This is a genomic window from Synechococcus sp. RS9902 (assembly GCF_014279635.1).
Classification (GTDB): domain Bacteria; phylum Cyanobacteriota; class Cyanobacteriia; order PCC-6307; family Cyanobiaceae; genus Parasynechococcus.
Genome location: NZ_CP047949.1, coordinates 1,441,973 through 1,453,907, shown reverse-complemented (window position 1 = coordinate 1,453,907; position 11,935 = coordinate 1,441,973). Strand labels below are relative to the sequence as shown.

The following is an 11,935-nucleotide window of genomic DNA, read 5'->3' as shown; positions in this document are numbered from 1 at the left end:
TGAACGTAGCGAAACGGCTTCCAATAAAGTTGCTTCCGGCTCTGACCTTGGCGTGACGGCAACCTTTCTTCTGGAAATCGGCACCGAGGAGCTTCCTGCCGATTTCGTCAGGCAAGCGCTTGACCAGCTGCAGCAACGGGTGAGCCGTGATCTGCGTGAGGCAAGGCTTGGCCATGGAGAGGTGTCGGTGTTCGGCACCCCCCGGCGTCTGGTGGTCTCCATTGCTGATCTGGAGGACCGCCAACCCGATCTTGAGGAAGACCGCAAGGGCCCTCCCGTGGCTCAGGCTTTCAAGGACGGCATCCCAGGGCCAGCGGCGATCGGTTTCGCCAAGCGCTGCGGGGTTGATCCCTCAGCACTTGAGGAGCGTGACACTCCCAAGGGGCCTTGTGTCTTCGCAACCGTGCTCACCCCCGGTCAAGCCTGCGTTGAACTGCTCCAGGGGCTGATCCCCCAATGGATTGATGCGTTGCAGGGTCGGCGGTTCATGCGCTGGGGCACCGGAGCCCAGCGCTTCAGCCGCCCCATCCGCTGGCTGCTGGCGCTAAAGGGTTCAGAGGTGATCCCGGTGGTGCTGGGCGGCGCTGACCCTGAGGTCCGCAGCGATCGTTTCAGCCGTGCTCACCGTCTCCATGGTGACGAGCCCCTCTCCATCGCATCAGCGGAGCAGTTTGGAGAGACCCTTGCCGCCGTTGGCGTTGTTGTCGATCGTGCGGAGCGGGCCAAACGAATTCGCACCAGCCTGGACCAGTCGGCACAGGCCGCCAACGGAACTCCCGACTGTCCGGAGTCGCTGTTTGAGGAACTGGTGGACCTGGTTGAAGACCCCAGGATTCTCGAGGGAACCATTGCTGAGCGGTTCCTGCAGCTTCCTCCGGAGGTGATCAGCACGGTGATGCAGGCCCACCAGCGTTATGTGCCGCTGCAGGTGCCTGGTCTGGAGGCTGATCCGCTCCGACTCACCGCTGAGGCTGTGCTTCGGCCCCAGTTCCTTTTGGTGGGCAATGGCCTGGCCCCGGCGTCGTCCTTGATTGTTCGCGGCAATGAACGCGTGCTTGGAGCTCGGCTGGCGGATGCTGAATTTTTCCTCGATGTTGACCGGCGTCAGTCCAGCGAATCCCGGCGTGAAGCCCTCGACCGTGTCACCTTCGCCGAAGGCCTGGGAAGTCTTCTGGACCGCTCCGAGCGAATCGAGCGGCTCACGGGCCTGCTGTTGAAGCAACTCGGTCTGGGTCAGAGCGTGGTGGATGCGGCCCAGCGTGCCGCTCATTTCTGCAAGAACGATCTGGTTAGCCAGATGGTGGGTGAGTTCCCTGAACTTCAGGGCCTGATGGGGGGCAAATACCTGCTGGAGGAGGGAGAACCCCGCGATGTTGCTCTCGCTGTGGTGGAGCACTATCTGCCCCGGGGAGCCGGTGATGCTCTGCCCGCAACCTCCGCGGGAGCCGTTGTGGCCTTGGCGGAACGGCTCGAGCTGCTGCTCAGCATCTTTGCGAAGGGAGAGCGACCAACCGGATCCTCCGACCCCTATGCCCTGCGGCGGGCCGGCAATGGTGTTGTGCAGATTCTCTGGGGCATGGCCTGGCACCTAGACCTCATGGCCTTACTCAGCCACGCCGTGGAGGAGTGGGCTGCTCTGTTCCCGGCCTTTGCGGTGGATGCCAGCCAACTGCATAACGACCTCTGTCAGCTGATGCGGCAGCGGATCGTGTCTCAACTGGAAGACGACGGTTTTGCGCCTGATCTGGTGCAGGCTGTGGCTGGTGATGCCGTCTCCAGCCAGCGTCTGCTCAGTGATCCCCTGGATGTAAAACAGCGGATTCAACTGTTGCGTGACCTTCGGGACAGCGGTCAGCTGGATGCCGTCCAGGCAGTGGTGCAGCGGGCAGCGAAGCTTGCCGAAAAAGGTGATCTGGCACGCGATCAGCTTGTGGCCGGCGATGTGGTTGAGCCCGAACGGTTCGAGTCCGCTAGTGAAAAGGATCTGTTCGCAGCTCTGGAGCAGCTGCAGCCATTGGCTCAGCAGCGGTCGTATCAGGCCCTTGCCGATGCCCTCGTCGCGGCAACCCCGGCGCTCCAGGCCTTCTTTGATGGTGACACCAGCGTGATGGTGATGGTCGACGATGCCGCGCTGAGGCTCAATCGCCTCAACCTGTTGGCGGTCCTGCGCAATCAGGCTTCGGTCTTGGCCGAATTTGAATCGATTCAATCCAAATGAAGGCAGCCCTGGCCTCTGCGGCTAAGCAGGGGCCAGCCGCTTGAGCCGCAATGTCTGATCAACAGACGACCACCACCCAGCAGCCTGTGGTAATACGCCAGGGAGGCAATGGTCTGGGCAGCGTGATTGCGGCGCTGATCTTGGCTTCTGCCGCCGTTTACGCCATCAACGTCTGGTCGACGACCAAGAAAGAAACCTCCCCCGCCAAGACCATTGAGCAGGGGATTGATCGGATCAAGGACGCCGCTGGCAAGGCGATCGAGTCGCGCAACTAACCAGCAGCATTGTCATTGATGTTGAAGTGATGTTGAGGGCAGGCCTCCCTCAGGAAACGCCGGCCTTTTCCTTCGACTCGGAACCTTTGGAGTTCTCTTCCTTGGATTCGCCAGCCTGAGCCTTGATCTGCTGGGCCGCTTCCTCCGCCAGGAAATCACCGTCGGAACGGCCAACGGCCGAAGGAACAGGGTTGTAGACGGATGGAGCCAGAGCCTCGCCTCGGATCAGGCTGCCCAGGGTGCGGAGGGTGAGCTTGATCTGCTGCCAGGGGTTCATCATCACCACCCGTTTGTACAGGTAGCTGTCAAACGTCAGCTTCTGCACGTCCTTGTCGTCGCACATCTCGACGAAGGCTTCCCGGGCAGCGTCGTTGCGATAGAAGATTCGCTGCAGGATGTCGAGCACCGTGTAGGTGGCACCGTATTTGCGGTCCCAGCGCTTGAGATAGGTCGACTTGATCTGCTTTTCGGTGGGGATGGAGGCACCGTTGTTGGAGATTTCCACAATCGCTTCGGCACACATCCGGCCGCTCTTGGCAGCGAAATAAATGCCTTCCCCGGAGCTCTTTGTGACGTAGCCCGCTGCATCGCCCACCAAGGCCATACGGCCTACAACCCGACGCGGACGGGGGTGCTCAGGAATCGGATGGGCTTCCACCTTGATCACTTCGCCCTGGAACAGGCGCTTGTTGGCCCGTTCACGAATGCCCCTTTGCAGACCCTTGATCAGGCTCTGGTTCTGCTGCATTGTTCCCGTTCCCACGGCCACGTGGTCGTATTTGGGGAACACCCAGGCATAGAAGTCGGGAGAAACGTCTGTTCCGACGTACATCTCAGCCAGATCTTCGTAGTAGGTCATCTCCTCAGCAGGAAGCTTGATCCGTTCCTGGAAGGCGATAGCCACATTGTAATCGCCGGCATCCATGGCTTTCGCCACCCGGGAGTTGGCGCCATCGGCACCGATGATCAGATCCACGGCCAGGGTCTTCTGTTCACCGGTGGGGCCGCCACCGCTGTAGTCGGCGTAATGGATGGTGTAAGGGCCCTGACGGTCTGCACCGGTGTCGATCTTCTGCACTAGGCCGTTGATCAGGGTTGTGCCGAGATCGGCCGCCCTGTTGCGGAGGAAGGCATCGAACACCTCACGACGGCACATGCCGATGTAGGCGTTTTCGTCGTAACCCAGGGGGTCCAGCTTGATGTCCACCTCCCGGTTGGAAGGGGAGATCATCTTCATGTTGCGGACCTTGCGGTCGATGATTTCGTCGGGCAGGTCGAACTCTTCGACCATGCAGAGCGGAATAGCTCCACCACAGGGTTTGGCGTTATCGAGTTTGCGCTCGAACAGCCAAGTTTCAATTCCCGCCTTGGCCAGAATTTCTGCAGCACAGGAGCCGCTGGGGCCACCGCCGATCACCGCAACTCGCAACATCTCAGCCCGTCTCCGCTGGATTGTTTTGTGAAGCTATCACTGTCACAACAACCATTGTGGGTTGAGCTGGCTGCTGCCTTTACGATCGAAACAACACGCATCAGCGCCTTGGTTCGGGCCTCCTCTGCGCGACGCACCGAGCGGGAGGACATTCCGGTCGCTCGACGAACACGGCAGCCGCGTCAACGCAAGGGAAATGGCGTCGCTGGAGTGCTGTTCGGGCTCGTTCTCGTCTGTGCCGGAAGCCTGGCTGCGGTGATGCTGGTTCCCACGCTGCTGTCTCGGCGCCAGCCCACGCAGAGGCTTGAGATTTCAGGCTTTCGCGAACGACCCGACGCCGATGGCCGTCTCCTGGGCCACTTTCCCTACGAAGAGGCCGATGCTGATCAACTCATTGTCTTTGAACCGGGGATTGAGCTGAATGTGAAAGCCGCCGAGGCCCTCGACACGATGATGCGTTCCGCCTTGGCTGACGGGATCGATCTGCGTCTGCTCAGTGGATTCCGCTCTCTGGCCCTCCAGGAATCGATCTTCTTTGATGTGGCCTCCGAACGGAACCAGACCGCCGAAGAGCGAGCCCAGGTGTCAGCTCCACCGGGGTACTCCGAGCACAGCACGGGTTACGCCGTTGATCTGGGCGATGGCCGTTTCCCTGAGACCAACCTCTCCCAGAGCTTTCAAGACACCGCCGCCTTTCGCTGGTTGCAGGATCATGCGGCGAGATATCACTTCGTGTTGTCCTTCCCTGAGGGCAACAAACAGGGTGTGATGTACGAGCCCTGGCATTGGCGCTACCAGGGCAATGCGGATGCACTGCGTTTGTTCGAGCCGGCCAGTCGGTTCTCCAGGCGCGACCCTTGACCGTTCCCGAACTGCTGTCACCTGCCGGCGACTGGGCTGCGATGAAGGCGGCCGCTGCCTCCGGTGCCGATGCGGTGTATTTCGGCGTTGATGCCTTCAACGCCCGCCAGCGGGCCGAGAATTTCCGACTGCAAGACCTTCCTGAGGTGATGCAGTGGCTGCATCAGCGGGGGGTGAAGGGATTCCTCACCTTCAACGTGTTGGTGTTCAGCGATGAACTGGAGGCAGCGGCTCAGTTGCTGATCGCTGCAGATCGAGCCGGTGTGGATGCGGTGATCGTCCAGGACGTGGGGCTCTGTCGCCTGGCCCAGCGGCTGGTGCCGAACCTCTGTGTGCATGGCTCAACCCAGATGTCGATCACAAGTGCCGCGGGGATTGCCCAGGCTGCGGCGCTCGGTTGCCAGCGGGTGGTGCTGGCCCGTGAGCTGGCCCTGCGTGATCTCGAGCGCCTGCAGACACAACTGGTTCAGCGGAACCTTGCGATGCCGTTGGAGGTGTTTGTGCATGGCGCCCTTTGCGTCGCCTATTCCGGTCAATGTCTGACCAGTGAATCCCTCGGGCAGCGCAGTGCCAATCGAGGTGAGTGTGCCCAGGCCTGTCGCCTGCCCTACGAAATGGTGGTGGATGGTCAACCCCACCCCCTTGAAGACCAGCGCTACCTCCTCTCACCCCAGGATCTCGCGGCCTGGGAGCTGCTGCCGGAGTTGCAGCGCATCGGTGTGGCCAGCCTCAAGATCGAAGGTCGTCTGAAGGATGCTGCCTACGTGGCTGCCGTCACCGACGCCTATCGCCAGCGCCTGGATCAAACCCCCGCTTCGGCGCCGCAGGTGCAACGTCAGCTTGAGCTGGCCTTTTCCCGAGGCCTTTCCACCGGTTGGCTTGAAGGGGTGAACCATCGCCGACTGGTGCATGGCCGCTGGAGCAAGAAGCGGGGCCCGCTGCTGGGGCAGTTGCTGCGGGTGGAGCGGGGTGGTTGGTTGCATCTGCGCAGTCGGGAACAGCTGCATCCCGGGCAGGGCCTCGTGCTGGAACAGCTGTCGTCCGACCCTCTGCAGCCGCCTCGGGAGATCGGTGGCCGGATCATGGTGTGTGAGCGGATGGGCGACGAACGCTGGAAGCTGCGCCTGGGGCCCGATCGTGTGGATGGCTCCGGCTTAAGACCTGGCGCCTCGGTCTGGCTCACCAGTGATCCCGATTGGCAGTCCCGTTGGCAGCGTGCCGCCCGTCGCACGGTGGAGGCTCGGTCCCAGGATCTGGCGCTGCGGGTGTCCGGTCGGCTGGATGCACCGCTGGAGTTGCAGGTGCTGGAGCCCCAGGGATTTGAGCTGAAGCTCTGCAGCACCATGCCGCTGCAGAGTGCTTCGCAGCGCCCCCTTGACCGGGAACGGCTTGAGCAGCAATTGGGACGCCTGGGGGGAACCGGTTGGTCGCTTCAGCATCTGGAGATCGATCTGGAGGGCGATCTTTTTCTGCCCGTGGCGGAACTGAATCGCATGCGCAGGGCTCTGCTGGAGCAGTTGGAGGCCACAGGGGATTGCAGCACCGATTCAGGGCCTGTCCCTGCAGCCACCAAAACGGCAGACCCAACGGAGCTGCTGGCTCAGATGTGCCCACCAGCTGTCGCTCCCCTCAGCGAGACCAAGCCAGGCTTGGTGGTGCTGGTGCGCAGCCTGGAGCAGCTGCAGACCTTGGTGGATCTCTCCGGCACGGACCTGCCGATTCGCTCGGTGGTGGCGGATCTCGAGCAGCCTCGGGAGCTGCGGGAAGCGGTGGCGATTGGTCGAGGCTGCTGGCCGGAGGGTGTATGGCTGGCCGGGGCACGGATTACACGGCCTGATGAACGCTGGTCGCTTGAGCCACTGATTCGGGCCCGTCCTGACGGTTTCCTGGTGCGAAATGCCGATCAGCTGGAGGTGCTGACGCCGCTGGCCCCCTGCATTGGTGACTTTTCCCTCAACACCGCAAACCCCCTGAGTTTCCACTGGTATCGCGACCATTGGACGCTGCAGCGACTCACGGCCAGTTACGACCTCAACCTTCAGCAACTGCTGGATCTGGCCGCCGCCGTTGATCCAGCGCTGCTGGAGGTCACCCTGCATCAGCACATGCCGTTGTTCCACATGGAGCATTGCCTGTTCTGTGCATTCCTCTCGGACGGCAAGGACCACACCGATTGCGGTCGTCCCTGTGAGAAGCACCACGTCACCCTGCGGGACCGCAGTGGCGTTGAACATCCCCTGCGGGCTGATCTGGGTTGTCGGAACACCCTTTTCAATGGGACGGCGCAATCGGGCGTTGAAGCGCTTCCGTCGCTGCTGCGGGCAGGCGTGCGCAGGATTCGGCTCGAACTTCTCGATGAGGATGCCGCTGCGACGCAACGGCGCGTCAGCCTTTATGCCGAGGCTCTGGCGGGTCGGATGGCCACCCAGGAGGTCTGGTCTCAGGAGCAGATCCACCACCAGCTGGGCGTCACCCGCGGCAGCCTGCGCAGCAAGGGTCCGGAGCGCACCAGTCGATTCTCACGTTGAGATAACCTGTCGCACTGCGCCTTTGGCGTTCTTCACAAATTCTTACGGTCAGCCCGCATGAGCGCCAACAACAAGGCGATCCGCAACATCGCGATCATCGCCCACGTTGACCACGGCAAGACGACTCTGGTCGATTCGCTGTTGGCGCAATCAGGAATTTTCCGTGACAACGAGGCCGTCCCCACCTGTGTGATGGACTCCAACGACCTGGAGCGTGAGCGGGGCATCACGATCCTGTCGAAAAACACGGCTGTCACCTACAACGACACCCGGATCAACATCGTTGACACCCCTGGTCACGCCGATTTCGGTGGAGAAGTGGAGCGGGTGCTGGGCATGGTGGACGGTTGTCTGCTGATCGTGGATGCCAACGAGGGGCCGATGCCCCAGACCCGTTTTGTGCTGAAGAAGGCCCTCGAGCAGGGCCTGCGTCCGATCGTGTTCGTCAACAAGATCGACCGAGCCCGGGTGGATCCCGAGACCGCCGTCGACAAGGTGCTCGATCTGTTCATCGAGCTCGGTGCTGACGATGATCAGTGCGATTTCCCCTACCTGTTCGGTAGCGGTCTTGGAGGCTTCGCCAAGCCCGACATGAAGACCGACAGCGACAACATGCGTCCGCTGTTCGATGCCATCCTGCGCCACGTTCCGCCCCCGGTTGGTGATCCGGAGAAGCCCCTCCAGCTGCAAATCACCACCCTTGACTATTCCGACTTCCTTGGCCGGATCATCATTGGCCGCGTTCACAACGGAAAAATCAAACAGGGTCAGAACGCTGCACTGATCAAGGACGACGGCAGCATCAAAAAGGGCCGCATCAGCAAGCTGCTGGGCTTCGAGGGTCTGCAGCGCGTCGAGATCGAAGAGGCGTCTGCCGGTGATCTGGTGGCCGTGGCTGGCTTTGATGACGTCAACATCGGCGAAACCATCGCCTGCCCCGATGAGCCCACCGCTCTGCCGCTGATCAAGGTGGATGAGCCCACCCTGCAGATGACCTTCGTCGTCAACGATTCACCCTTTGCGGGCAAGGAAGGCAAGTTCGTCACCAGCCGTCAGGTGCGTGACCGCCTGCAGCGTGAGTTGCTCACCAACGTTGCCCTGCGTGTGGAAGACACCGATTCACCGGACCGTTTTGCGGTGAGTGGTCGCGGTGAGCTGCACCTCGGCATCCTGATCGAGACCATGCGCCGTGAGGGCTATGAGTTCCAGGTGTCCCAGCCGCAGGTGATTTACCGCACCATCGATGGCACCCCCTGCGAGCCGGTGGAAACTCTGGTGATGGATGTGCCTGAACCTGCGGTGGGCAGCTGCATCGAAAAACTGGGCACCCGCAAGGGCGAGATGCAGAACATGGAAACCAGCGCTGATGGCCGCACCCAGCTGGAGTTCATCGTTCCCTCCCGCGGTCTGATCGGTTTCCGCGGTGAATTCATCCGGGCTACCCGCGGCGAAGGAATCATGAGCCACTCCTTTTATGAATACCGGCCGATGATGGGTGAATTCGACACTCGCCGGAACGGTGTGCTGATCGCCTTCGAAGAGGGAACAGCAACGTTCTATGCCCTCAAGAACGCCGAGGATCGCGGCCAGTTCTTCATCAGCCCGGGCACCAAGGTCTACAAGGGAATGATCATCGGGGAATACAACCGGCCTCAGGACCTCGAGATCAACGTCTGCAAGACCAAGCAGCTCACCAACATGCGTTCCGCGGGCGCTGAGGAACTGGACACGCTGCAAGCACCGGTGCAGATGACGCTGGAGCGCGCGCTGGAATACATCGGTCCAGATGAGATGCTCGAAGTCACGCCCGAGTCGATCCGTCTGCGCAAACTTCCCGGCAAGAAGCCGGCCAAGTCCAAGCGCTGATGCCTCAGGGGGACCCTCGCTTTCAGCAGGGTGTGGAGCTCTTCAATGCAGGTGAGTGGTACGCCGCTCATGATCTGTTTGAGGAGCTCTGGCATGAAACAGCTGATCCGGAACGGCGCAGCCTTCAGGGGATCCTGCAGGTGGCGGTAGCGCAGTTGCACCTGCAACGGGGCAACCGGCGCGGTGCCACGATTCTTTTTGGTGAAGCTCTGGGTCGTCTCAAACGTCCTGGAACCCCGGATCTTGGCCTGGATCTTGCGTCTCTGTGCCGTGCTGCGCAACAGCGGCTTGAGGCGCTTCAGCAGGATGGGGATCCCGAGTCATGCACTGTCCCCGTTCTTGAGTCCATGCGCTGAAGCGCCGGTAATCTCGACGAACTTGGGCAGGTGGTGTGGCAGTGAAAGCAATGCTCCGTTCTCGGGGGCTTCTTTTAGCTCTGCCCCTTCTGGCCGCCCTTTGGCCCCTGTTGTCGGCCCAGGCTCAGCAAACAGCTGACGCTGGCGTCATCACGATTGAGTCCGACCTGCAATCGGCCGACAACGGAACGGGTGTGATCACCGCCAGTGGCAACGTTCGCTTGGTGCACGCCGGTCGTGGTTTGGTGGCCACCAGCCGACAAGCCCAGTACTTCACGGAGGAAGATCGGATTGTGCTGAGTGGTGATGTTGATGTGATCCAGGCTGATGGCAACCAGCTCCGCGCTGATCGGTTTACTTATCTCCTGGATGAAGGTCGCGCGATTGCCAGCCCTGTTCCCGGCCAGCAGGTGTTCAGTCAGTGGTCGCTCACTCCCAGCCAACCCGTGCTCGACGTTCAGGCCGAGACCAACCCGTTGACTCCATGACCCTGGAACTGTCGAATGTCTCCATCACCCTTGGGGGCCGCCAGTTGGTGAAGGGCTTGGATCTGAAGCTTGCCCCCGGCGAGGTGGTCGGCCTGCTCGGTCCCAATGGAGCTGGAAAAACCACCACCTTCAATCTGGTGATCGGTTTGCTCTCCCCTGATCAGGGCGAGGTGACGGTGAACGGTGAGCGGGTCACCCATCTGCCCATGCCGGAGCGAGCCCGGCTTGGTGTGGGTTACCTGCCCCAGGAAGCGAGTGTGTTTCGCAATCTCACGGTGCGTGAAAATCTGGATATCGCTCTTGAACAGACCGATCTCAGCTCCGAGCAGCGTCGGGATCGGCGCCAGCAGCTGATTGAGGACTTTCACCTCAGCGCGTTCATCAACCGACTTGGTTTCCAACTCTCTGGGGGTGAACGTCGCCGTTGCGAAGTGGCCAGGGCACTGGCATCGGGTGCCAACGGACCGACGTATCTGCTTTTGGATGAACCCTTTGCCGGCGTCGACCCCCTTGCGGTGGCGGATCTGCAGCTGCTGATCGAGGGGTTGCGCTCCCGGGGCATGGGGATTCTGATCACCGATCACAACGTGCGCGAAACCCTGGCCACCACTGATCGGGCTTACATCCTCAACGATGGTGCGGTGTTGGCCGCAGGACGTTCCGAGGAGGTGGCAGCTGATCCACAGGTGCGTCGTTATTACCTCGGGGAGGGATTCCAACTGTGATTTTGGATCGTCTCAAACGGGCCACCTGGATGCGGCTGGATCTTTTGGATCGTTGGTTGCTCAAGGAGCTGCTTGGTCCGCTTCTGTTCTTCATTGCCCTGTTCACCCTGTTGCTGCTCACGGGTGGCGTGATGTTTGAACTGGTGCGGCAGATGGTCGACAAGAACCTGCCGATCACGATCGCGGTTCAGGTGCTGCTGTTCAGCATTCCGCGTTGGTTGGCCTTCTCTGTGCCGATCGGAACGCTGATGGCATCCCTGTTCGTGTTCACCCGCCTTTCGGCGAACAGTGAACTCACCGCCCTGCGCAGCCTTGGGATCACCACAGTTCGGATGATCAGCGCGGCCCTCGCCCTTTCGATGGTGATGACGCTGTTCACCTTCGTTCTCAACGACGTGGTGGTGCCCCGCAGCCAACGCTATGCAGAGGTCACCCTCAAGCGTTCATTGGGGCGTTCCCTCGCCAGTGAGACAGGACGCGACATCATTTATCCCCGTTTCGGGACCCGCTTCGATTCCGACGGCGAAGAGGACGGTAAGGGGCTGAATCAACTCTTCTATTCGCGCAAGTTTCAGAACGGTGAAATGGTGGATGTGACGGTTCTGGATTTCACCCGATCCGGTTTCACCCAGATGTTGCGTGCGGATCGGGCCATCTGGAATGAGGCCCAAGCCAGCTGGGACTTTCTGGATGGCCAGATTCTGACCTTGGCCGCCAACGGCAGCTCAACCAAGGCCGATTTCGATCGCTACGTCTATCCCCTTGGTTCCGGTCCGGTGAGCTTGGCGCGCATTGAGAAAGACGCCATCAACATGACTGTTGCTGAAGCCTTGCAGGCCCAGAGGCTCTACGAAGAGGCCGGCAGCATCAAGGAAGCCCGCAAAATCCGTGTGCGGATCCAGGAGAAGTTCACAGTACCGATGGCCTGTCTGGTGTTTGGCTTGTTTGGAGCCACCCTCGGCGCTCAGCCCAGTTACCGAAGCAGCCGAAGCTTCTCATTTGTGCTCACCCTCGGCATCATCGCTGTCTATTACGTGATTGGTTTCAGCTTCAGTTCCCTCGGGGTGAAGGGAACCCTTCCACCGGTTCTGGCGGCCTGGCTGCCTGTGATGTTGTTCCTCGGGGCGGGTGGTCTGTTGCTGAAACAGGCCAGTCGCTGATTGGCCGAGGCAGAATCCCCGTGTCT

At 61.0% G+C, this 11,935-nt stretch carries 10 protein-coding genes; 9 read left to right on the top strand and 1 reads right to left on the bottom strand.

Features of this window, described 5'->3' with window-relative positions; all coding sequences use genetic code 11:
• Positions 1-52: 52 nt before the first annotated feature.
• Positions 53-2,218, top strand: coding sequence for a glycine--tRNA ligase subunit beta (glyS, locus tag SynRS9902_RS07970; protein WP_186508723.1), 2,166 nt, complete (start codon positions 53-55; stop codon positions 2,216-2,218).
• Positions 2,219-2,268: 50 nt separating this feature from the next.
• Complete coding sequence (locus SynRS9902_RS07965; RefSeq protein ID WP_186508722.1) at positions 2,269-2,493, top strand: hypothetical protein; 225 nt, start codon at positions 2,269-2,271, stop codon at positions 2,491-2,493.
• Positions 2,494-2,542: 49 nt separating this feature from the next.
• On the opposite strand, the gene chlP is transcribed toward SynRS9902_RS07965, so the two are convergent.
• Complete coding sequence (chlP, locus tag SynRS9902_RS07960; protein WP_186508721.1) at positions 2,543-3,925, bottom strand: geranylgeranyl reductase; 1,383 nt, start codon at positions 3,923-3,925, stop codon at positions 2,543-2,545.
• Between the two features lie 108 nt (positions 3,926-4,033).
• Between chlP and SynRS9902_RS07955 the strand changes: the two genes are divergently transcribed.
• From SynRS9902_RS07955 to SynRS9902_RS07925, 7 genes are read left to right on the top strand one after another with little or no spacing between them, the layout of a single operon-like run.
• Complete coding sequence (locus SynRS9902_RS07955) at positions 4,034-4,786, top strand: M15 family metallopeptidase (protein ID WP_186508720.1); 753 nt, start codon at positions 4,034-4,036, stop codon at positions 4,784-4,786.
• Positions 4,783-7,314 carry a U32 family peptidase gene (locus SynRS9902_RS07950; RefSeq protein WP_186508719.1) on the top strand — a complete coding sequence of 844 codons (2,532 nt, stop codon included), beginning with the start codon at positions 4,783-4,785 and terminating at the stop codon, positions 7,312-7,314. The genes SynRS9902_RS07955 and SynRS9902_RS07950 overlap by 4 nt, the downstream gene beginning before the upstream one ends.
• 57 nt (positions 7,315-7,371) lie before the next feature.
• Positions 7,372-9,180, top strand: a complete 1,809-nt coding sequence (gene typA, locus SynRS9902_RS07945; protein WP_114989070.1) for a translational GTPase TypA — start codon at positions 7,372-7,374, stop codon at positions 9,178-9,180.
• A complete protein-coding gene (locus SynRS9902_RS07940) occupies positions 9,180-9,536 on the top strand; it encodes a DUF309 domain-containing protein (protein ID WP_186508718.1) in 357 nt (118 codons plus the stop codon). Before typA ends, SynRS9902_RS07940 begins: the two co-directional genes overlap by 1 nt.
• A gap of 50 nt (positions 9,537-9,586) precedes the next feature.
• Complete coding sequence (locus SynRS9902_RS07935) at positions 9,587-10,024, top strand: LptA/OstA family protein (protein ID WP_186508717.1); 438 nt, start codon at positions 9,587-9,589, stop codon at positions 10,022-10,024.
• On the top strand, positions 10,021-10,749 hold the full coding sequence (lptB, locus tag SynRS9902_RS07930; RefSeq protein ID WP_186495496.1) for an LPS export ABC transporter ATP-binding protein: 729 nt from the start codon (positions 10,021-10,023) through the stop codon (positions 10,747-10,749). The genes SynRS9902_RS07935 and lptB overlap by 4 nt, the downstream gene beginning before the upstream one ends.
• Positions 10,749-11,909 (top strand): LptF/LptG family permease, encoded by a 1,161-nt coding sequence (locus SynRS9902_RS07925; protein ID WP_255446273.1) that lies wholly within the window; start codon positions 10,749-10,751, stop codon positions 11,907-11,909. Before lptB ends, SynRS9902_RS07925 begins: the two co-directional genes overlap by 1 nt.
• Positions 11,910-11,935 lie beyond the last annotated feature (26 nt).

Bases quoted from the DNA above. Each gene is read 5' to 3' on its own strand.
- SynRS9902_RS07965 (WP_186508722.1), top strand. From the start codon at position 2,269: ATGTCTGATCAACAGACGACCACCACCCAGCAGCCTGTGGTAATACGC.
- chlP (WP_186508721.1), bottom strand. From the start codon at position 3,925: ATGTTGCGAGTTGCGGTGATCGGCGGTGGCCCCAGCGGCTCCTGTGCT.
- lptB (WP_186495496.1), top strand. From the start codon at position 10,021: ATGACCCTGGAACTGTCGAATGTCTCCATCACCCTTGGGGGCCGCCAG.
- SynRS9902_RS07935 (WP_186508717.1), top strand. From the start codon at position 9,587: ATGCTCCGTTCTCGGGGGCTTCTTTTAGCTCTGCCCCTTCTGGCCGCC.
- typA (WP_114989070.1), top strand. From the start codon at position 7,372: ATGAGCGCCAACAACAAGGCGATCCGCAACATCGCGATCATCGCCCAC.
- SynRS9902_RS07940 (WP_186508718.1), top strand. From the start codon at position 9,180: ATGCCTCAGGGGGACCCTCGCTTTCAGCAGGGTGTGGAGCTCTTCAAT.